Source organism: Rhodococcus wratislaviensis (assembly GCF_041228765.1).
GTDB lineage: Bacteria > Actinomycetota > Actinomycetes > Mycobacteriales > Mycobacteriaceae > Rhodococcus_F > Rhodococcus_F wratislaviensis.
The window spans coordinates 2,514,671-2,535,721 of the sequence record NZ_CP150488.1 but is presented as its reverse complement, the minus strand read 5'-3'; the positions used below and the strand labels follow the sequence as shown (position 1 = coordinate 2,535,721).

Annotated in this window: 16 protein-coding genes; 4 read left to right on the top strand and 12 right to left on the bottom strand. The window is 68.3% G+C overall.

Annotated features, from left to right (window positions below; all coding sequences use genetic code 11):
- The first annotated feature begins 57 nt into the window (after positions 1-57).
- Positions 58-1,092 carry a LacI family DNA-binding transcriptional regulator gene (locus WKC72_RS11395; RefSeq protein ID WP_268789623.1) on the top strand — a complete coding sequence of 345 codons (1,035 nt, stop codon included), beginning with the start codon at positions 58-60 and terminating at the stop codon, positions 1,090-1,092.
- On the opposite strand, the gene WKC72_RS11390 is transcribed toward WKC72_RS11395, so the two are convergent.
- The 12 genes from WKC72_RS11390 to WKC72_RS11335 form a co-directional block, all read right to left on the bottom strand.
- Positions 1,093-2,616: an acyl-CoA synthetase gene (locus WKC72_RS11390; RefSeq protein ID WP_370182638.1), complete on the bottom strand. Its 1,524-nt coding sequence runs from the start codon at positions 2,614-2,616 to the stop codon at positions 1,093-1,095.
- Positions 2,617-2,663: 47 nt separating this feature from the next.
- Positions 2,664-3,272: a hypothetical protein gene (locus tag WKC72_RS11385; protein WP_037231031.1), complete on the bottom strand. Its 609-nt coding sequence runs from the start codon at positions 3,270-3,272 to the stop codon at positions 2,664-2,666.
- A 171-nt stretch (positions 3,273-3,443) separates the two neighbouring features.
- Positions 3,444-4,226: an enoyl-CoA hydratase gene (locus WKC72_RS11380; protein ID WP_037230821.1), complete on the bottom strand. Its 783-nt coding sequence runs from the start codon at positions 4,224-4,226 to the stop codon at positions 3,444-3,446.
- A 43-nt stretch (positions 4,227-4,269) separates the two neighbouring features.
- The gene (gene fahA / locus WKC72_RS11375; protein WP_370182636.1) at positions 4,270-5,451 is read right to left on the bottom strand and encodes a fumarylacetoacetase; all 1,182 of its coding nucleotides are present in this window, start codon (positions 5,449-5,451) and stop codon (positions 4,270-4,272) included.
- Positions 5,448-6,305 carry a hypothetical protein gene (locus tag WKC72_RS11370; protein WP_370184334.1) on the bottom strand — a complete coding sequence of 286 codons (858 nt, stop codon included), beginning with the start codon at positions 6,303-6,305 and terminating at the stop codon, positions 5,448-5,450. The genes fahA and WKC72_RS11370 overlap by 4 nt, the downstream gene beginning before the upstream one ends.
- On the bottom strand, positions 6,302-7,501 hold the full coding sequence (locus WKC72_RS11365) for a homogentisate 1,2-dioxygenase (RefSeq protein ID WP_370182635.1): 1,200 nt from the start codon (positions 7,499-7,501) through the stop codon (positions 6,302-6,304). The genes WKC72_RS11370 and WKC72_RS11365 overlap by 4 nt, the downstream gene beginning before the upstream one ends.
- Positions 7,502-7,599: 98 nt before the next feature.
- Positions 7,600-8,154 carry a MarR family winged helix-turn-helix transcriptional regulator gene (locus WKC72_RS11360; RefSeq protein WP_005261372.1) on the bottom strand — a complete coding sequence of 185 codons (555 nt, stop codon included), beginning with the start codon at positions 8,152-8,154 and terminating at the stop codon, positions 7,600-7,602.
- Between the two features lie 132 nt (positions 8,155-8,286).
- Positions 8,287-9,858 carry a polyamine aminopropyltransferase gene (locus WKC72_RS11355; protein WP_370182632.1) on the bottom strand — a complete coding sequence of 524 codons (1,572 nt, stop codon included), beginning with the start codon at positions 9,856-9,858 and terminating at the stop codon, positions 8,287-8,289.
- 4 nt (positions 9,859-9,862) lie between these two features.
- Complete coding sequence (locus WKC72_RS11350) at positions 9,863-10,333, bottom strand: DUF350 domain-containing protein (RefSeq protein ID WP_037230847.1); 471 nt, start codon at positions 10,331-10,333, stop codon at positions 9,863-9,865.
- A gap of 28 nt (positions 10,334-10,361) precedes the next feature.
- The gene (locus WKC72_RS11345) at positions 10,362-10,784 is read right to left on the bottom strand and encodes a DUF4247 domain-containing protein (protein WP_037230853.1); all 423 of its coding nucleotides are present in this window, start codon (positions 10,782-10,784) and stop codon (positions 10,362-10,364) included.
- The gene (locus tag WKC72_RS11340) at positions 10,772-11,278 is read right to left on the bottom strand and encodes a DUF2617 family protein (protein WP_037230855.1); all 507 of its coding nucleotides are present in this window, start codon (positions 11,276-11,278) and stop codon (positions 10,772-10,774) included. The genes WKC72_RS11345 and WKC72_RS11340 overlap by 13 nt, the downstream gene beginning before the upstream one ends.
- Entirely contained in the window at positions 11,275-11,871 is a 597-nt protein-coding gene (locus tag WKC72_RS11335) for a DUF4178 domain-containing protein (RefSeq protein WP_037230858.1), read from the bottom strand. The genes WKC72_RS11340 and WKC72_RS11335 overlap by 4 nt, the downstream gene beginning before the upstream one ends.
- 223 nt (positions 11,872-12,094) lie before the next feature.
- Here WKC72_RS11335 and WKC72_RS11330 point away from each other — a divergent pair, with 223 nt between their 5' ends.
- The 3 genes from WKC72_RS11330 (at position 12,095) to WKC72_RS11320 (ending at position 21,047) form a co-directional block, all read left to right on the top strand.
- Entirely contained in the window at positions 12,095-12,742 is a 648-nt protein-coding gene (locus WKC72_RS11330; RefSeq protein ID WP_037230861.1) for an isochorismatase family protein, read from the top strand.
- A gap of 161 nt (positions 12,743-12,903) precedes the next feature.
- The gene (locus tag WKC72_RS11325) at positions 12,904-19,986 is read left to right on the top strand and encodes an amino acid adenylation domain-containing protein (protein WP_370182630.1); all 7,083 of its coding nucleotides are present in this window, start codon (positions 12,904-12,906) and stop codon (positions 19,984-19,986) included.
- Positions 19,983-21,047 carry an iron-siderophore ABC transporter substrate-binding protein gene (locus WKC72_RS11320; RefSeq protein WP_370182629.1) on the top strand — a complete coding sequence of 355 codons (1,065 nt, stop codon included), beginning with the start codon at positions 19,983-19,985 and terminating at the stop codon, positions 21,045-21,047. The genes WKC72_RS11325 and WKC72_RS11320 overlap by 4 nt, the downstream gene beginning before the upstream one ends.
- Positions 21,048-21,051 lie beyond the last annotated feature (4 nt).

Here is a 21,051-nt window from a genome sequence, read left to right as displayed (position 1 = left end):
CGGCGGCCGTCAACCACGAGGCCCGCCGGCCCCCGTCCCCGAGCGCGAGGATTGCCCGTGAACCTGCCGGACCGCCCGACACGCACCTCCGGGCGTCCGCCGACCCTCCGCGAGATCGCCGAACGCGCCGGCGTCCACGTGTCGACGGCGTCCCGGGTACTCCGGCAGCCCGAACCCGCCGACGGCTGGTCCGAGGCAGCGCTGCGGGTGCGCGAGGTGGCGGTGGAACTCGGCTACCAGCCCAACCTGTGGGCCGCGAGCCTGCGGACCCGGAAGACCACGACCCTCGGCGTCGTCATGCCGCGACTCACCGACGGGGTGGTCGCGACCATGTTCCAGGGCATCGAGGAGACGGCCACGCAGGCCGGCTACTCGGTGTTGCTGTCGAGCCCGCCCGACGACCTCGACGCCCAGCGCCGCGCCATCGAGTTCCTCGTCAGCAGGCAGGTCGACGGCCTGCTGCTCAGCAGCCTGCACAGTCCCGGCCGCGAGTTCGTCGACTCGCTGTCGGTGGGGGCGCTGCCGATGCTGCAGCTCAACCGGCACGCCGACGTCGGTCTGCCGTTCGTGTCCGGTGACGACCACCGGGGCGGCTACCTCGCCGGACGCCATCTCCTCGACCGCGGCTTCACCGAGGTCGCCGTCATCACCGGCCCCGACCATGCGAGCACGTCCCGCGACCGTCTCGCCGGTTTCCGCGACGCGCTGGCCGAGAACGGCATCGAACTCCGACCCGATCGCGTCGTCCGCTCCGACTTCGACGTGTCCGGCGGTGTCGCCGCGGCCACCGTTCTCCTGGAATCGGATTCGCGCCCCGAGGCGATCTTCACCGTCAGCGACACCATCGCGATCGGCGTCCTCGGCGTCGCCAGGGACCTCGGACTGCGGATCCCCGAAGACCTCGCGCTCGTCGGGTACAACGACATTCCGGTGGTCGCCCAGCTGCCGGTGCCGCTGACGACCGTCCGGTCACCCGCCCGCCTGATCGGCGCGACCGGTGTGCGTCATCTCCTGTCGATCATCGCGGGCAACGACGTGGAATCGGTGAAGCTCCCGGTCGAGCTGATCGAGCGGGCGTCGACAAGGAAGTGATCAGAGTGTTGCCCGCAATTCCCGCTTGAGCAGCTTCCCGCTCTGGTTCCGGGGCAGTTCGTCCACGAACACCACCTGCTTGGGCACCTTGAACGGCGCGATGCGCTCCTTGACGTGGGCGATCAACCCGTCCGGTGTCACGCCGGCCGCGTCCTCCCGCAGCACCACCACCGCGGTGATCGCCTCGATCCACTTGTCGTCCGGCGTCCCGATGACGGCCACCTCGGCCACATCCGGATGCGTGTAGACGGCGTCCTCGACCTCCCGCGACGCCACCAGGATGCCGCCGGTGTTGATGACGTCCTTGATGCGGTCGACGACGGTGATGTACCCCTCCGGGTCCCGCGTCACCAGATCGCCCGAGTGGAACCAGCCGTCGCGGAACGCCTCCGCGGTGGCGTCGGGGTTGTCCCAGTACCCCAGGCACAATTGGGGCGAACGGTAGAGCACCTCACCCGGCGTGCCGTCCGGAACGTCGTTGCCGTCCGGGTCCACCACCCGCGTCTCGACGAAGAACACGGCCTTGCCACACGACGACGGCCGCTCCTCGTGTTCCTCGGGCTGCAGCACCGTGGCGAGCGGACCGATCTCGGATTGTCCGAAGCAGTTGTAGAAGCCGAGGTCGGGGTAGCGTTCGCGCAACCTGTTCAGCACCGTGACCGGCATGATAGACGCGCCGTACTGAGCCTTCTTCAGCGACGACAGGTCGCGGGTCTCGAGATCCGGATGTCCGGCGAGCGGCACCCACACCGTCGGCGCCAGGAACAGCGAACCGATGCGATCCGCCTCGATGCGCCGCAGGATCTCCGGGATGTCCGGGGTCTGCATCAGATTCACCGAGGCACCCACCGACAGGTACGGCAGCATGAACACGTGCATGCCCGCCGAGTGGTACAGCGGCATGCAGATCAGCGGATTGTCGCCGTCGCTCAGCGCGAGGGCGATCACGGACGACACGTACTCGTGCACGAGTCCGCCGTGAGTCATCATGGCGCCCTTCGGCTTCGACGTCGTCCCGGACGTGTACAGCAGCTGCGCCAGGTCGGTGGACGCGACAGGCACGGCGAGCACGGGTACGTCGCCGGAACCGCTGTGCGCGAGAAGCGAGTCTTCGGCGTCGCGCAGGGGAACCACGTGACGCAGGTCGAGCGCGCCCCCGACCGAGTCGAGCGTGTCTTTCAACGCCGGATCGACCAGCACGGCGGCGCTTCCGGACTGCGACACCAGATAGGTCAGCTCTTCGCCCTTCAGCGCATAGTTGACGGGGACGTGCACGAGACCCGCACGCGCGCAGGCCAGGAACCCGATCGTGTACGCGTCCGAGTTGGTGCCGTACGCGGCCACCCGCTCACCGGCCGACAGTCCGAGCGACTGCAGGTACGCGGCCGCGCGGCTGACCGCGTCGTCGAGTTCACGGTACGTCCACATGCGGTCCTCGAACGTCAGTGCCCTGCGGTCGGGGAACTTGGCTGCCGAGCGCCGCAGCACTCCGTCGACGGTATCGGTGCGCGCATCCAGGCTCATGCACGAAGGTTATAGGACGTCCAAGTACCTTGCCAGAGGTTTCGGCGCTACCGGCCGGCCGCCACCAGCATCGGCGAGTGCATGTCGTAGTACGTCACGTCGTCGGTGAGCCTGCCTTCCTCCTCGAACAACGACCGCAGATCGTCCGGCACCTCCAACTTCTCGTGCGAGCGAGCCTCCGCCTCGGACGTGAAGTACACCGCCTCGACATATCCGCCGTCGCCGTAGGTGCACAACGTTCCCCCGAGGATCTCCGGGCGCAGCTGATGAAGCTGGGGTTCGGCCTGTTCCAGCAACTCCCTCATCCGGCTCGCGTCGGTGGTATGGCCCTCCATGACCTGAACGAATGTCGCGTCGTCCGAGCCTCCACCCATCCACTCCATCACGTCCGGGCAGTCCATGAACGACACGGCACCGTCGAAGCACCGCTCGGTCTCCGCCCACCACGCGCCCTGTTCGGGACGCTCACTGTTGCGCCGGGCGGCGTCGGCCGATTCGAACCGCGCGAGCGCGATGAACGTTCCGTCGTCGCACAATCCCTGAGTGCAGCCCAGGAAGCCCGTCGCTCCCGGTCGGACGTCTTCGGTCCAGCGGTCCATGCACCGGCGTAGGCCTGCCTCGTCCGACACCTTTCCCTGAATTACCTGAATGAACATCGATGTCTCCTCCCGCGGGACGTCGCCCCGCAGTGAGAACGATCTCTGGGTGACCGACCCGTCGCGGTCCACCGTCAGCGGGCACCGACGGCCCGCGGCCGCAGCCACTGCACGCTCAATCCTTCGCCGGTTCGCTACACCACGCAATGCAGCCAGGGTCCGCCTGTGCCGCTATTTTCCCTGCCATTGCGGAGTGCGCTTGTCGACGAACGCCTGCATGCCCTCCTGGGCGTCGCACGTGACGGCGTTGGTGGCCATCGTCTCCGCCATCGCCGTGTAGGCCTCGCCCTGAGGAAGCTCGATCTGCCGGTAGAACGCCTGCTTGCCGATCTTCACGGTGAGCGGGCTGGCCTTCGTGATCTTCGCGGCGAGAGCCCGGGTCTGCGCATCGAGCTCCTCGGGTGCGACGACCAGGTTCACCAGCCCCCAGTCCGCGGCGGTCTCCGCCCCGATCGTCTCCCCGGTGAGCAGCATCTGCAGGGCGCGCTTACGTCCGATCGCGCGGCTGAGGGCCACCATCGGGGTGGAGCAGAACAGGCCGATCTTCACCCCCGGCGTCCCGAACACGGCGTTCGACGACGCGACGACGAGGTCGCACGACGCCGCGAGCTGACAGCCCGCCGCGACGGCCGCGCCCTGGACGGACGCGATGACCGGTTGGGGAATGTCCTGCACGGTCTGCATCATCTCGACACAGGTGTCGAAGATGGCCTGCTCGTCCTCGAGTGTGCGGCCGATCATCTCCTTCAGGTCGTGGCCCGCGGAGAACACCGGTCCGGCAGCCCTGATGACGACGACGCGGGTGGTGTCGTCGTCGCCCAGCTTCCGCAGGGCCGCGGTGACGTCCCGCATGGCCTCGGACGACAGCGGATTGCGCTGGTCGGGGCGGTTCAGGGTGAGGAACGCGACGCCGGTGTCCGGCTCGGCACTGATCTCGACGAAGTTCTCGGTCATGACTAATGACTACCATCCGTGAGTACTTGTCAACCGCCCGCGGTTAACAAGTACTCACGGGTGGAGCAATGCGGGCCCGCACCTCACCGAAGCCGATGCGGGTTCCGTTCGGGCCGGGTGCGGTGGCGGAGATGGCGATCTCGTCGCCGTCCTCGAGGAACGTGCGCTTCTCGTCCCCGACGACGACAGGTTCCTGACCACCCCAGGTCAGTTCGATGAACGCGCCGCGCTGGTCCTTCTCCGGTCCGGAGATGGTGCCCGACGCGAACAGGTCGCCCGTGCTGGCGGCGGCGCCGTTGACCGTGGTGTGCGCGAGCATCTGCGCCGGCGACCAATACATCTGCGCATACGGCGGTCGCGACACGACGTGTCCGTTCCATTCGACGGCCAGGTCGATGTCCAGGCCCCACTTCTCCTCGCCGCGCAGGTACGGCAGCGGCTGCGGATCCTGCGTCGGGGTGTCGATGCGGGCCGCCTCGAGCGCGTCGAGGGGAACCACCCAGGGTGAGACGGACGTGGCGAAGCTCTTCCCGAGGAACGGGCCGAGCGGTACGTACTCCCAGGCCTGGATGTCGCGGGCGGACCAGTCGTTCACCACGACCGCACCGAACACATACTCCGCGAACTGATCCGGGGTGATGGTCTCCCCCAGCGTCGTCGGGACGCCGACGACGAAACCCATTTCTGCCTCGATGTCGAGGCGGCGGGACGGCCCGAAGTCGGGGGCGTCCCGATCCGGCGACTTCCGCTGTCCGCACGGCCGGATGACGTCGGTGCCCGACACGATGACGGTGCTCGACCGCCCGTGGTATCCCACCGGCAGGTGCTTCCAGTTGGGCATCAGCGGCTCGGAGTCGGGGCGGAACAGTCGTCCGAGGTTGGTGGCGTGATTCTCGGACGCGTAGAAGTCGACGTAGTCGGCGACGGCCACCGGCAGGTGCATCGTCACCTCGTCGACCGCGAACACCGCGGTGTCGGCGACGTCGCCCTGCACGAGTTCGGTGATCTGCCTGCGGACCTCGGTCCAGCGGGCCCTGCCCTGCGCCATGAAGGCGTTGAGGGTGGGCTGCGCGAAGACGTCGTCACCCAGGGTGGCGGCGAGATCCACGACGGAATCTCCCACCCGCACTCCGACCCGGGGGGCCGAGTCTGCGGTCGAGAACACGCCGTACGGCAGGTTCTCGATCCCGAAGAGGGAATCGGCGGGGATGTCGAGGACGGTCATGCGTGGGCTCCTTGATCTGCGGAGGCGAGGGCGGAAGACGGCACGAGATGCAGTCCGACGAGATCCTCGAGGGGTTCGAGGATGCTGCACGTGCCGAAGGATCGGAAGGCGGTGCGAACGGTGCGGACGACGTCGGCCGGGAGGTCGCGCAGTTCGCGGGCGAGCAGTGCGCCGTCACGTTCGGCGAGGGTGGCGGCCACCTCGTCGACACCGGCGCCGCCGAGTGCGTGCCGGGTGGCGAGCAGCACGTTGAGGAAACCGTGCTGTTCGAATCCCGTGCGCGGATCGGTGTTGCGGACGGCGTGGTGCAGCCCGGCCGTGGCCTTGAACGGAACGCCCGACGCGGTGACGGCGGTCAGCGCCGACGCGAGTTCCGCCTCGTCCGGGTAGGCCTCGGCGACAACGCCTCCCGTGCGGAATTTGGCCGCGAACGAGCCACCGACAAGTGCGGCGAGGAAATCGGCCCGGCGCTCGCCGCGCGGCACCTCCACGAACACGTCGAGGCCTGCGGTCTGGGTTTCGACGGCGTCCATCGCGGCGAAGAACTCCGCGGCCGTCTGTTCGGCGGGCGCAGCGATCTCGAGCGCCACCGCGGTGGCACCGCCGATCCGCGCGAGACGGTCGAGTGCGGGTTCGAGCGTGGCCGGACCGCCGGGCAGCGTCAGGCTCAGCTCGAGCGAACCGGGCGTCAGCTCGTCGAGCCTGGCGACCGGAAAGACGAAGGGACCGACCAGATCCGCGTACGGCGCCGACCGGTGCCTGACATGTGCGGGTAGGGCGTCGGGCAGGGGTACGTTCCCGGGCGGGAAGAGCGCGGCGTCGTCGCAGAGGCCGGCGAAGAGGGCGGAGATCACTGCTTCGGCCCCCGCCCCGCCCACGTCCACGCGTAGCCCGAGTCCTCGCAGGCCAGGGCGCCCTCGCCCAGCTCGAGCGGGCGGAACGTGTCGACCATGACGGCAAGTTCGTCGAAGAACTCGGCGCCGATGCTGCGTTCGTACGCGCCCGGTTGCGGACCGTGCGCATGCCCGCCCGGGTGAATCGAGATCGAACCCTGGCCGATGCCGGAACCCTTGCGCGCCTCGTAGTCCCCGCCGACGTAGAACATGATCTCGTCGGAATCGACGTTCGAGTGGTAGTACGGCACCGGAATCGACAGCGGGTGATAGTCGACCTTGCGGGGCACGAAGTTGCAGATGACGAAGTTGTTGCCCTCGAACGCCTGATGCGCCGGCGGCGGCTGGTGCACGCGCCCGGTGATGGGCTCGTAGTCGGAGATGTTGAACGTGTAGGGGTAGAGGCACCCGTCCCAGCCCACGACGTCGAAGGGGTGCTGCGGGTACACCATTCGCGTGCCGACGATTCCGTGCGACGTGCGGTGCTTGACGAGCACCTCCACGTCGGCGCCCTCGACCTGCAGTGTGCCGGTCGGCCCGTGCAGATCGCGCTCGCAGTAGGGCGCGTTCTCGAGCAGCTGGCCGAACCGGGACAGGTAGCGCTTCGGCGGGACGATGTGGCTGTTGGCCTCCATCGCGTAGGCGCGCAACGGTTCCGGACCCTGCGGGATCCAGCGGTGAGTCGTCGACATCGGAATGAGGACGTAGTCGCCCTCCTTCGCCTCGAGCGCGCCGAACACGGTTTCGACAGTGGCGGAACCGGATTCGACGTACACCATCTCGTCGCCGATCGCGTTGCGGTACAGCGGCGACTCCTTTGCGGCGACCACGTACGAGATGCGGACGTCTGCGTTGCCGAGGATCAACCGGCGCCCGGTGACCACGTCGGTGTCGGCCCAGACCGTGTCCGGGAACAGGTCGTGCAGCTTCAGGTGGCGCGGCTTGAGCGGATGATTGGGAGTCGTGCTCTGGTCGGGCAGCTCCCACACGGTGGCATCGACGATCGCCGACGGGATGTGGCGGTGGTAGAGCAGTGAGGAGTCGGAGGAGAAGCCCTCTTCTCCCATCAATTCCTCGAAGTAGAGCTGACCGTTGTCGTCACGGTGCTGGGTGTGCCGCTTGGGCGGGATGTTGCCCACCTGCCGATAGAACGCCATGACCGGCCTCCCTAGAAGTGCGTGTCCGTAGTAGTAAACACATTAACTAAATTACGGGCGTGATGGCAAGCACAGGTTTTCCGGGAGGCACAGCAGGGTCAGTTACGCCCGCGGACGTCGAACTGGCTGCGATTGGTGATCAGCTTGTCGAGCAGCATGACGAGAATGCGCTGCTCCGGTTCGGTGAGAACGCTTGCCCACGCGTGTTCGCGCTCGTTCTGCTCACGGTAGATCTCACCGATCTCGCTCCGGCCCTTCTCGGTGAGCGACAACTGGACGGACCGGCCGTCCCGCTCATCCGGGGTCCGCTCCATCAAACCACCGCCGACCAGCGTCTTCGTCAGATTCGAGACGGCAGCCCTGCTCATGCCGGTGAGCTTGGCCGCCGTCTTCGACTCGACGGGACCGGCCAGCCAGGTCACGAACATCAACCGGAACGCCGACCACGACAGGCCACGCGGACGGTGGATCGACGACTCCAGGTCGTACGTCACCACGTTCGACGCGCGGTTCAACGTCAGGAGGACCTGGGTGGCGAGTTCGTGCGTCGAGCCGTATTCCGTGCTCAGGCGCCGGTTCGCCAGTTCGATGAACGACCAGAAGTCGAGGCCGTCGGGCACCTCGACGGGCACCGGCGCTGCGTCATCGGTCATGGGGGAACCCTATCGCGAGCGGGTGGCGAGCCCGGTGCCCGCCACCTTCGCTTTTAGTATATCTATGAACTAGTTGCCTTCGGCCTGTGAGTACTTATTAACGCCCGGCGGTTGACAAGTACTCACGGGTGCTCAGCGCTCGTAGCCCTTCCGCATGTCGTCGACGATGCGCGGGCGGTCGAGGGTCGAGGGCTCGAGCTCGCGACGGGGGCGGTCGCGCGGGAAGATCGCGGACGCGGCGAGGGTCGGCTCGTCGAGGAAGCGCAGTTCGGGGGCGTCGTGGGGCAGGCGCAGGGCCGGCGGTTCGGGTCCGCGCCGGGCAAGGACGTAACCCCAGTCCCCGAAGCTCGGCACCAGCACGTGGTACGGCGTGACGGCCAGACCCGCCGACGCGACGGTCGACGTGGTGCGCCAGTACGCGTCCGGCGTCGAATAGGGGCTTCCCGACTGCACCACCATCAGTCCGCCGGGGTTCAGTGCGGCGGCGGCGAGACCGTAGAACTCGGTGGAGTACAGGCGCCCGAGCGCCGGGGTGTCGGGGTCGGGGAGGTCCACGATGACGGCGTCGAATCCCGAGTCCGGTGCGTCGCGCAACCACCGGAACGCATCGTCGAGGACCACGTGCACGCGCGGGTTCTGCAGCGCTCCCTGGTTCAGCCCGAACAGCCGGGTGTTCGCGAGTTCGATGACCGCAGGATCGAGTTCCACCTGCACGATCTCCTCGACCCCGGGCAGTCGCAGGACCTCTCGGGCGGCGAGGCCATCGCCCCCGCCGAGGATCAGTACCCGTTTCGGGTCGTCCGCCATCGCGGGGTACACCAGGGATTCGGTGTACCGATGTTCGTCGATGCTGGAGAACTGGAGGTCGCCGTCGAGGAAGAGCCGCACGTCTCCCTCGCGCTCGGTGACGACGATCTCCTGGTACTGCGACCTCTCCGCGGCGACCACCGGATCGGTGTAGAGACGTTGCCGCGACGTGGTCTCGATGCCGTCGGCGCGCACCAGCAGTACCGCGATGCACGCGGCGGCGACGAGCAGCGCCACGACCGCGAGCAATCGGGTGCGCAGACTCAACTGCCACCGCAGCAGGATCAGCGCGACCACTGCGGCGGCGACGAGATTGACGATGCCGGTGATCGCGGCGCCGCGGATCATCCCGGCGATCGGCAGCAGGACGAACGGCCAGAGCAGGCCACCGACCAGGGCACCTGCGTAGTCGGCGGCGTTGAGGTTTGCCAGCACCTTTCCGGTGCTCTCGGCGTCGGTGTCGCTGCGGCCCGACTGCAGCAGCGTCATCAGCAACGGCACCTCGGCGCCCACCAGCACACCGATCAGCGCGGTGGCGAGCACCAGAACGATTGCGCTGGAACCGAAGAACGTGAACGTCACGTACAGGGTCACTGCACTGAACCCGCCGACGAGTCCGAGGACGATCTCGACGACCACGAACGACGCGGCCGCGGTGGAGAGGAGCGGCTTGGCGGCGAGGGCACCCACCCCGAGTGCGGCCACGAAACCCGCGACGATCAGCGACGTCTGGGTGATTCCGCCGCCGGTCAGACTGACCGACAGTGTCAGCAGCGCGAGTTCGTAGATCAGCCCGCACGCCGCACACGCGGCCACCGCGGCGAGCAGGAACGCCCTGGCCCGCCCGCCCAGCGCGCGGGTGGTGGAGGAATTCGGCTCTGTCGCTGTGGTGGTCACGAGATCAGGTGAGTGCGGCGGCGTTCACGAGGCCGATGGCGAAGAGGCTCGCACCGACCGCCCACGCGGCACCGCACATCTGCGGGTTCCCCACCAGACCGACGAGTTGCCCCGGCAGCAGCAGATTCATCAGGCGCAGCGCGATGACCTGCAGCAGCACCCCGAAGAGGCCGTAGACCGCGGAATCGGCCAGTCCCTGCGCGAATCCGTCGGAGCTGGTGAGGATCGCCGTGACCACGACGACGGCGAGGGCGAGGTGGTTCGACGCCAGCAGGATTGCCGCGTTGGGGTTCTTGTCGACGTACACCTGGTGCCGGAGATTGCCGGGGGTGGCGAGGTCGAGTACCGCGAAGCCGACTCCGAGGACGGCGATGCCGATGACGAAGTATGCCAGGGTGCCGAGCATGCCGACGGCGAGCAGTCCGACGTCGACCGTGCCGATTTCCGTTGCTGCCGCCGTGTAGGTGGTGTTCACGCGCTTCTCCCGAGTCGAGTGTTCTCTGTCATTTCGCGCTCCCGGATCCGCCGCTGCCGCTGGCGCCGCCCGCAGGCGAACCGGGGTTGAAACCGGGCCCCAGATAGGCGAACCCACCGCTCCGGTAGCGTCCGTCGATGTCTTCGACGCGGACGAGGCTCCCGCCACCCGGTCCGGCGCTGACCGTGACGATGTCGTCGTCGTAGCGCAGGTATTCGCTGCCGCCGTCCGCCTTCCGTGCTGCCGGTTCCTCCTCGGCGACGATGTTGGAGACGGTCGTCCCCACCGGGTCGTTCGACGTGTATGTCTTCGCGTCGCCTGCGGTGTTCTGCAGGGCGTACGCGTCGGCGATGTAGTCGCGGACACCGCCTCCGCACGCGGTCGCGGCAAAAACCAGGAGCAGCATCGGGGCGAGCCGCATGCGCGCACTGAACCGGGTCACGGCTGCCACCTGCTTCGAGTTTTCACGATCACCCCACCCTTGTCTCCTGGGTACAGATGCCAGGTCTGCCAGGCCCATCCGCCGGAATGTTCACGCGTCGCGGTGAGCGCGGTCAGTGCGGTGTGGTCGCCGGGGAACGTCCCGCAGATCCACCCGTCCACCTCGGTGGCCTGGCGCCGCAGCCAGTCGGCGGTCTGCTCGAGGTGGGTGCGGTCGACGGTGTCGGTGGTCGAGTCGAACCGGTATCCGCTCGCGCTGTCGGATACCGGCAGCGGCCTGCCGCCGGCCCGGATCGCATCGCACGACACCTGTTCGGTGATCCGGCTTCCCGCGGCGGACGCCGTCACCGCGTGCGACGCCCCGAGAACTGCGAGCGTCACCCGGTCGTCACCGTGCGTGATGGTGAGTTCGGCAAGCGGAAGCGGTGTTTCGGCGTTCACGACGAGACCGAGCGCCTCGGCCGTCACATCACGCGACTCGATGTCGAGGACGTGCAGCGTCACTGCGGCGGACCGGAATGGATCACGGTGAGTTCACCGCGCGTGACGGCGCGGCCCGTGGAGACCTCCCACGACTGCGTCCGCGCCCAGCGCTCGAAGGACAGCAGGCCGGTCTTGTCCGCCGTCTCGTAGTCGGCATAGTCGACGATGCCCTGGGGCGCCGTCCCGGTGGTGCCTTCCGCGGTGAACGAGGCGGTGCCGCGCTCGATCTGCCGGTGCACCCTGTCGTCGAGGATCACGTCACCGTCCGGTTCGAGCCCCGTGCCCTCGCGGCGCATCCACAGCGTCATGTCGAGGTTGCCCTCGTCGTTCTCGACGGTCAGCCACCGCTGACCGGTCGACCCGTCGAGGAGGTGTTCGTGCCAGATGTATCCCTCTTCGTCGAGGGTGATGGTGCCGCGCACGACGTGATCGATTCCGGCGTACGTGATGATGTCGCCGACTCCGATCTTGTACGGGTCGTAGACCTCCGGGTAGTCGGCAAGCGGATCGACCCGGGCAGCGGGAGTGGCGTTCTTCCCGGCCCGATTCCGCAGGATCAGCACGATGCCCACGATCACGACGACGATCAGCAGCAGTATCAGCAGCGTGGTCAACAGTCTCTCCTGGTCAGCGGCTCCGGCACGGGAGACCGGCGCCCGGCCCCCACCGGTCAGTCACCTTACTGTGCGCCGCGCGCCCACACACCTAGCGATTGCAGAGCCAGATAGCAAAGGCTAGCCTAACCGAACGCGCGAGCGGTGGGGCGGAGCGCTGTCATTCACCGAGATTCGCGCGGCATACGCCCAGACGTCGACAAGACCGACAGTGAGGAACCATATGGCCATCCCGCCTATTTCGACCTACACGATCCCGGAGATTCACGAGGTCCCCGAATCGAAGGTGTCCTGGCGCCTCGACCCCCGACGTTCCGCACTGCTGGTCCACGACATGCAGAACTACTTCATCGACGCGTACGACGTGCGGTCGGAGCCGATGTCGACTGCGATGGCGAACATGGTCCGGATCCGCGAACTGTGCTCGGAAGCCGGGATTCCCGTGATCTACACGATGCAGCCGGGCGACCAGCACCCGTCGCGCCGCGGCATCCTCGCCGACTTCTGGGGCCCTGGACTGACGTCGGGTCGCGATACCGAGGTCGTCGAGCCGCTCGTCCCCCGCGAGGGCGACATCCAGGTGACCAAATGGCGGTATTCGGCGTTCCAGCGCACCGACCTCCGGCAGCTGCTCGGCCACCATGGCCGCGACCAGCTGATCGTCACGGGCGTCTACACGCACATGGGCTGCATGCTGAGTGCCGCCGAGGCGTTCATGTCGGACGTGCAGCCGTTCCTGGTCTCCGACGCGACCGCGGATTTCAGCCGTGACGAGCACCTCATGGCCCTCACCTACGCGGCGAAGCGCTGCGGTTCGGTGACCACCACGGATGCGCTGGTCTCCGCGCTTTCGCCGCTCGAAGTCGGCTGAGCCGCCCCGAAGACCCCACTCCGGCGCAGCGCTTCGTTCCGAAGCCTGCGCCGGTGTCGGATCACCACAGCCCATGTGGTTAGGCTAACCTGACACGCCGAGTAGCTGAAAGCCCGAAAGCCCCAAGCCCGAAAGCCGAAAGCATCAGGAGTGCCTGTTAGATGTCCCTTTCGATATCGTCGCCGTCCACCCTGCAGACCGGGGAGGACACGGCCGACGTCTGCTTGACCGCCGCCCAGCGCGAGCTGTGGGCCGGGCACCATCTCGACCCCACCCGGTCGGCCTTCACCACGGCCGAATACGTCGAGGTCGCGGCGCCCGTCGACATCGAAGCTCTCGCCGCGGCGGTACGCACGGTGATCGTGGAGGCCGAGGTGCTCTCGGTCCGCTTCGAGGCCGAACCCGGTGACGATTCGGCCGATGTCGTCCAGGTGCACGATCGTCGCCTCGCACCCGAGCTCGAACGTCTCGAACTCGACCGGGCGGCCGCTCTCGAGTGGATGCGCGCGGACGTGCGCCGACCGCTCGATTACGACACGGCTCCCCTGGTGCGCACAGCCCTGATCACGACCGAATCCGGTGCGCTCTGGTACCTCCGCGCCCCGCACGCGCTGCTCGACGCGTACGGGTATTCGCTGCTCACCCGCCGCGTGGCGGCGCTGTACGCGGCCCGGCTCGCGGGCACCGAACCCCGGGCGGCAAAGTTCCCACCATTGCGGGCGCACGTCGGGGCGGCACGGGATTTCGATGCCGCGGCCCCCGACAGCGGCGCGCCGCATGCCGCCGCACGTCCGGTCGGATTCAGCGACACGGTGCGCCGGCCCGTCCCCGACCCGCATCGCTGCACGCTCGCGATCGAGCCCGCGGTGGCGAAGACCCTGCGTGACGCGGCCACCGCGCAGGCAACGACGTGGGCCGAGGCGGTCTATGCGGCCGCGGCCGCCTACCTCGGCGCCCACACGGGAGCGGAAGAAGTCCGGCTCCGCGTGCCGGTTCTGGCCCGGCAGGGTATCGAGCTGACGTCGCCTGTGACGGCCACGAACATTGTGCCGCTCCGCATTCCGCTCGACGCACGACCGACGTTCGCCGACGTGATCGGCCGGGTGGCTGCCGCACTGTCCGAGACGCGACCGTTCCAGCGCGTCCGCGACGCCGGGAGCCGCGCCACCGGCGGGGCGGTGGTGAACGTCAAACCGTTCGCCGCCAGAATCGCTTTCGGTCCCACGTCCGGGGCGGTGCATCAGCTCGCCACCGGTCCGGTGGAGGATGTGGTGATCTCCGTCTCGGGCGCCGGGGACGAGCTCACGCTCGAATGGGCCGGGAATCCCGAGGTCTACACGGACGACGAGATCCGGGACCACGCACACCGATTCGCGCACTACCTCCGAAACATCTCCGTGGCAGCAGAACCCGTCTCCGTGGTAGACGTCTGCGCTCCCGACGAACTGCCCCTGTGGCGGTCCGCGGCCGGCCTCGACCGGGCCACCGGCACGGCAGTTGCGCTTCCGGACAGCATCGTCTCCGCCTTCCTCGCCCAGGCGCGCACCCACCCGGACCGCGTCGCGGTGAACGATCTTTCGTACCGCGAACTCTCGAATCGCAGCGCCGACCTGGCCCGGCAGCTGAGGTCGGCGGGCGCGGGGCGCGGCACCGTCGTGGCCGTCAGCCTCCCCCGCGGCACCGACCTGATCGTCGCCATCCTCGCGATTCTCCGCAGCGGCGCGACCTACCTGCCGATCGATCCGTCCTCCCCGGCCGAACGCGCGCGGTTCATCGTGCGGGATGCGCAGCCGTCGCTGGGAATCGGATCCGCCGACCTGCTCGGCGACCTCCCCCGGATCGAGGAGGACGCGGAACAGTCCGCCGGCGGTGAACTCGGAAACGAAGTGTCCGCGGACGACATCGCGTACATCATCTACACGTCCGGATCCACCGGTGTCCCCAAGGGCGTTCCGATTCCCCACCGTAACGTGAGGCGACTGTTCGACGTGTCCCGCGAATGGTTCACGTTCACCGAGGACGACTGCTGGCCCCTGCTGCACTCGTACGCGTTCGACTTCTCCGTCTGGGAGATCTGGGGTGCGCTGCTGCACGGCGGCCGCCTCGTCACGGTCGACGAGGCCACCCTGACGTCGCCGGCCGACCTCGCCGCACTTCTCGTCGACGAGGGTGTCACGGTGCTGAACCAGACGCCGTCCGCGTTCGGGCATCTCGTCGACGCTCTCGTCCGCGCGGACTCGTTCGACCGGCTACGACTGCGGTACGTCGTGTTCGGCGGTGAAGCTCTCGATCCCGCCGTCCTGCGATCCTGGTTCGCCGCGACCGGTCCGGATGCGGGAACCGAACTGGTCAACATGTACGGAATCACCGAGACCACCGTGCACGTCACCGCCACGCAGGTCACCGCCGCCGACGTCGTCGACATCGGCGTTCCCCTCGGCGACCTCCGCACGTACGTTCTCGGACCGGGGCTGCGCCCGGTGCCGCCCGGCGTCACCGGCGAGATCTACGTGTCCGGCCCCGGACTGTCCCCGGGTTACCTCGGGCGTCCCGACCTGACGTCGGGACGGTTCGTCGCCGACCCGTTCGCCCCCGGCGGGACGCGCATGTACCGCACCGGCGACCTCGCACGGTACGACGCGACCGGCGCTCTCCACTACCACGGCCGAATCGACGACCAGATCCAATTGCGCGGTTACCGTGTCGAACTCGGCGAAATCAGCGCGGCGATGACTGCGGTTCCCGACGTGCAGGCAGCGGTGGCCACGGTGCACGAGCAGACCGACGGCGACCAGCGGATCGTCGGGTACGTCGTTCCCCGGCCCGGCAGCGAGCACGACGCCGTCGAGGAGGAGGTACGCGGGCACCTGGTCCGCTCCCTGCCCGGGTACATGACTCCGTCCGCACTGGTGGTGCTCGACCGATTGCCGTTGACCCACAACGGCAAGGTCGACAAGGATGCGCTGCCCGCCCCCCGTTGGCTCGGACAGGCCGGCGACACGCCGCGGACCGACACCGAAGCCCGGATCCTGCCGCTGTTCACCTCGGTGCTCGGCGCCGAGCAGGTCGGCGTCCATGACGACTTCTTCGCGCTCGGCGGAAACTCTCTGCTCGCCGCTGCTCTCGTGTCCGCGATCACCGCGGAACTGGGTGTGCCGCTGCGGGTTGCGACGGTCTTCGAGAATCCCACCGTGGCCGCCGTGGCCGCGCAGCTGGAGGATGCCGGCGAGCGGGTGTCGGCGAGCAGGCCGTCCCCGCGGGATCTCCCCGAGGGCGCGCCGGTGCCGTTGTCGCCCGCGCAGGAACGCCTGTGGTTCCTCGACAGCGCGGCCGGCGGCGGAACGTACCTGCTGGCGCTGGCCGTCGATTTCGGGGAAGGCCTCGAACCCGACGCCCTGTCCGCGGCGCTCGCGGACGTCGTGACCCGGCATCAGTCGTTGCGGACGGTGTTTCCCCTCGTCGATGCGGTGCCCCACCAGGTCGTGCTTCCCGCCGGAAACGCGAAGGTCCGGCTCGAACGTGTCGACAACGTCGGCAACATCGAGGGACACATCGCAGCGATGACGACGGTGGGGCTGGGGCTCACCGACCAGCCGCCGCTGCGCGCGGTGCTGTACGAACCGCAGCACACCCTGGTCCTGTTGATGCACCACATCATCGGCGACGAATGGTCGCAGTCGAAGCTCCTCGACGATCTCGCCTTCGCGTACAACGCCCGCCGCGCCGGACGGGCACCGGAGTTCACGCCGCTGCCGTTGCAGTACCCGGACGTCGCGGTGTGGCAACGCGAACGCATCGGCGCCGGACCCGGCGACGCGACCCCGCTGCTGACCGCCCAGCTCGACTACTGGCGTGAGCAACTCGCCGGTCTGCCGCTCGAGCTGGGCTGGCGCACCGACCGGCCGCGACCGGCCCTGCCCACCAACCGCGGCGCGAGCGTCCACCGTATGCTGTCGCCGTCGCTGCACGCGGCCGTCGAGTCGCTCGCCGCCGAGCGCCGAGCGAGCTTCTTCATGATCGTCCACGCCGCGGTGGCCGTGCTGCTCGAAAGGCTCGGCGCCGGTGAGGACATCGCGCTCGGCGTCCCCGTCGCCGGTCGCAGTCACCCCGACCTCGACGCCATGGTGGGCTGCTTCATCAACACGGTGGTCCTGCGGACCGACGTGTCGGGCGACCCGACGTTCGACGAACTGCTGGACCGGGTCAAGGCCGTCGACCTCGACGCCGTCGACCACGCCGACGTGCCGTTCAACCGCATCGTCGAACTCGTCAATCCCCCACGGTCGTCGGCCCGCCACCCCCTGTTCCAGGTGATGCTCTCGCACTGGAAGCAGGACGGCGCCGCGGAGCGATTCGACGGGACGACCGCCTCCGTGCGGATGCTCGACGCGACATCCGCGAAATTCGATCTGGCGCTGCGCTTCCAGGAACGTCCGGACAGCGGCGGGATCGACGTGACGTTCGAGTACTCCACCGAACTCTTCGATGCCGCGACCGTCGAATCCTTCGCGGACCGCCTCGGCGTGGTGATCGAGCGGCTCGGCGAGAACCACGAGCAGCGGATCGCCCGGCTCGACATCCTGACCCCGCAGGAGCGGGACCGGGTGCTCGGCGAATGGTCCCATGCGGAGCACTCCGTCCCGGCGCGCACCTTCGACGAGTACTTCTCGGCGCAGGTGGCGGAGACACCCGGCGCCGAGGCCCTCGCCGTCGGCGCGAGCGTGCGGCCCGCGGTCTCCCTCACGTACCGGCAGCTCGACGAACGGGCGAACCGGATTGCCCACCTGCTGATCTCGCGTGGCGCCGGCCCCGGCGACGTGGTCGCGCTCGCACTCGACCGCTCCGCCGAGCTGATCGTCGGTGTTCTCGCCGTACTGAAGAGCGGTGCCGCGTACCTGCCCGTCGACCCCACGTACCCGGCCGACCGGATCGCGCACATGCTCGCCGACGGCGCACCGGTCGCGATTCTCACCTCCTCCGTCGGTGTGCCCGACCGCACCCCGCTGGGCACGGCCGTGCCCATACTCGACCTGGACGATCCGGACCTGCAGGCGCTTCTCGCCGACCAACCGGTCACCACGCCCACGGACGCCGACCGGAGCAGGCCGCTGCACCTCGACGACGCCGCGTATCTCATCTACACGTCCGGTTCGACGGGGGTGCCCAAGGGCGTCGTCGTCCCCCACCTGGGCATCGCGGATCTGTTGTCGCTGCAGTCCGACGTCATCGGCATGGACGAGAGCACTCGGGCGCTCCACTTCTCGTCCATCAGCTTCGACCTCGCGTTCTGGCAGATCATGTGGGGTGTGCTCTCCGGTGGAACGCTGGTGGTCGCGACGGACGCCGACCGTTTCCCCGGTGAGCCGCTCGCCCGCGTCATCAACGAACACGACGTGAACTTCGTTGGCGTGCCACCGTCTTTCGCCGCCGCGTTCCCGCCGGAACATCCCATCCCGGACGGCGTCGACCTCATGCTCGGCGCCGAGAAGCTCACACCCCAGCTGATCGAACGGTACGCACCGGGGCGCCGGCTGTTCAACGCGTACGGACCCACCGAGTGCACGGTCAACGCCACCCTGGCCCTCGTCGAACCGGGACACGAAGGACCCGTCCCCATCGGCGTCGTCGATCCGGGCAAGCACGCCTACGTCCTGGACCACGCGCTGCGGCCGGTGCCTCCGGGCGTGTCCGGCGAGCTGTATCTCGCGGGCGACAGCGTCACCCGGGGCTACCGCAACCAGAGCCCCAAGACGGCGGAACGTTTCATCGCCGACCCGTTCGCGGAGCCGGGCAGCCGCATGTACCGGACGTCGGATGTGGTGTGGTGGGGCCGCGACGGCCAGATCTACTTCACCGGCCGCGCCGACTCGCAGGTCAAGGTGCGCGGATTCCGCATCGAACTCAACGAGATCGAGGCCGTGCTGTCCGGTGACCCGGACGTCGAGCACATCGTCGTCGTGGTCCGCGAGGACCGCCCGGGCGATCAGCGGCTGGTCGCGTACGCCACGTCGGTGCCGGGCGGCCGGATCGACCCCGACCAGTTACACCGCCGTGCCGCCAGCAGGCTGCCCGACTACATGATCCCGGCCGCGTTCATCGCCGTCGACGAGTTCCCCACCCTCCCCAACGGGAAGCTCGACCAGTCGTCGCTTCCCGTTCCGCATCTGTCACTGCAGGTGTCCGAGCGCGGGCCGCGCACGGCGCGCGAAGAGGTGCTGTGCCAGTTGTTCGCCGAGGCTCTCGGTATCGAGCGGGTCGGCATCGACGACAGCTTCTTCGACCTCGGTGGCCACTCGCTGATGGCGGCCGGATTGATGAGTGCGATCTCGAAGCGGCTGTCCGTGAGCGCGACGGTGGCCTCCCTGTTCGCGGCGCCGACGGTGGCCCAGCTGGCCGGCCGTCTCGACGACGATCACGACGCCGACGCGCTGGCCGTCCTGCTGCCGTTCCGCACCGAGGGGTCCCAGCCACCGGTGTTCTGCTTCCACCCCGCAGGCGGAATCAGCTGGGGCTACTCGGGCCTGCTGCGGCACATCGACGACGACTACCCGCTGTACGGCGTGCAGGCCTCCAACCTGTCGACGTCCAAGCGGCCGCCGGAAACGCTCGAGGACATGGCCGCCGAATACATCGAGCACATGCGGACCGTGCAGCCGAAGGGCCCCTACCACCTCCTCGGATGGTCGCTGGGCGGTGTCGTCGCGCACGCCATCGCCGGTGCGCTGCAGAACCAGGGGGAGGAACTGGGCATGCTCGTCATGCTCGACTCCTTCCCGTCGGACGCGTGGGCCTCGATGCCGACGGAGCAGGACGCGCTCGCCGCGCTGCTCTACATGGTCGGCTACGACCCGGAACCGCTCCTGGCGGATGGACTCGACCGGCAGCAGGTGATCGACATCCTGCGCGGCGAGGGCAGCGCGCTGGCCGGGATCAACGAGCACACACCGGCCGCGATGATCGACAACTTCGCGAACGCCGTGCGCCTCGAATCCGAACCCTCACAGATCGTCGTGGACTCCGACATGCTCTTCTTCACTGCGGCCAGGAATCCTGCGACCGCGGCGACGTACGACTTGTGGCGGCCCTACCTGACCGGCACCATCGTCAACCACGACCTCGACTGCGAGCACAAGGACATGACTCAGCCCCGTTGGATCGGCGAAGTCGGCTCCGTCGTGAACGAGGCTCTCGCCTCGTTCGGCTCGCGCATGAACCCCATCAACAAAGAACAGGGAGATCGATGAAAACGTCCGGAAGATACTGGCGTAGAGCCGGAATCGTGATGATGGCGGCAACCGCGCTGTTCGCGGGTGCCTGCAGCGAGTCGACTTCCGACTCGACCGACGCGGCGGGATCCGCCACCGGACAGGCCGACGCATCGGCCTTCCCCGTGTCGATTCCGTCGGCGCTCGGCACGGCGGAGATCACGGAGGCCCCGGAACGTGTCGTCACGCTCGGCTGGGGCAGCGAGGACGCGGCACTGTCGCTCGGCGTCGTGCCCGTCGCCGTGCAGAACATGAAGTCGGACACGGGAACCGACGACGGCCTGCTGCCGTGGTCGCGGGCGAAGCTCGAAGAGCTCGATCCGAACGCGGAACCCACGTTGCTGACGGCGTCGAGCAAGGAGATGCCGTACGAGCAGATCGCGGCGCTCAACCCCGACGTGATCCTGGCCGTGCACTCGGGCGTGAACCAGGAGCAGTACGACAAGCTGTCGGCCATCGCCCCCACCGTGGCGTACCCGGAGCGTCGCTGGGCGACCAGCTGGGAAGACCAGATCACCACCGTCGGCAAGGCCCTCGGCCGGTCGGCACAGGCCGAGGCACTGGTGACCCAGACTCAGGACACCCTCGCGCAGGCGAAGTCGCAGCACCCCGAGTTCGCCGGGAAGACGGTGGCATTCGGTAGCGGCACCGAGCCGGGATCGTACAACTTCTACTTCGACACCGATCCTCGCCTGAAGATGCTGGCAAGCCTCGGTTTCACGGTCGACCCGCTTGCTCAGCAGTTGCGCGAGAGCAGTGACCAGACCAAGTTCGCGGCTCCCGTCAGCCTGGAACTGCTGCCGACGTACAACCCGGACGTGCTGCTCGCCTGGTACCTGTCGCCCGAGCTGCAGAACGAGGTCCAGTCGAACCCGCTGTTCGCCGGGATGAAGGCCGTGCGCGACAACGCCTACGTCGGCCTCACCGATCCGCCGCTGGTGTTCGCGTCGAGCTCACCGAACGTGCTCAGCATGCCGTGGCTGCTGGACAAGCTGCTCCCGCAGCTGTCGCAGGCCGCGAACAACGCTCAGGCCAGCTAGTTCC

Excerpts from the sequence above, each read along its gene's own strand:
- WKC72_RS11390 (WP_370182638.1), bottom strand. The coding sequence starts at position 2,616 with ATGAGCCTGGATGCGCGCACCGATACCGTCGACGGAGTGCTGCGGCGC.
- WKC72_RS11385 (WP_037231031.1), bottom strand. The coding sequence starts at position 3,272 with ATGTTCATTCAGGTAATTCAGGGAAAGGTGTCGGACGAGGCAGGCCTA.
- WKC72_RS11380 (WP_037230821.1), bottom strand. The coding sequence starts at position 4,226 with ATGACCGAGAACTTCGTCGAGATCAGTGCCGAGCCGGACACCGGCGTC.
- fahA (WP_370182636.1), bottom strand. The coding sequence starts at position 5,451 with ATGACCGTCCTCGACATCCCCGCCGATTCCCTCTTCGGGATCGAGAAC.
- WKC72_RS11365 (WP_370182635.1), bottom strand. The coding sequence starts at position 7,501 with ATGGCGTTCTATCGGCAGGTGGGCAACATCCCGCCCAAGCGGCACACC.
- WKC72_RS11360 (WP_005261372.1), bottom strand. The coding sequence starts at position 8,154 with ATGACCGATGACGCAGCGCCGGTGCCCGTCGAGGTGCCCGACGGCCTC.
- WKC72_RS11330 (WP_037230861.1), top strand. The coding sequence starts at position 12,095 with ATGGCCATCCCGCCTATTTCGACCTACACGATCCCGGAGATTCACGAG.
- WKC72_RS11325 (WP_370182630.1), top strand. The coding sequence starts at position 12,904 with ATGTCCCTTTCGATATCGTCGCCGTCCACCCTGCAGACCGGGGAGGAC.
- WKC72_RS11320 (WP_370182629.1), top strand. The coding sequence starts at position 19,983 with ATGAAAACGTCCGGAAGATACTGGCGTAGAGCCGGAATCGTGATGATG.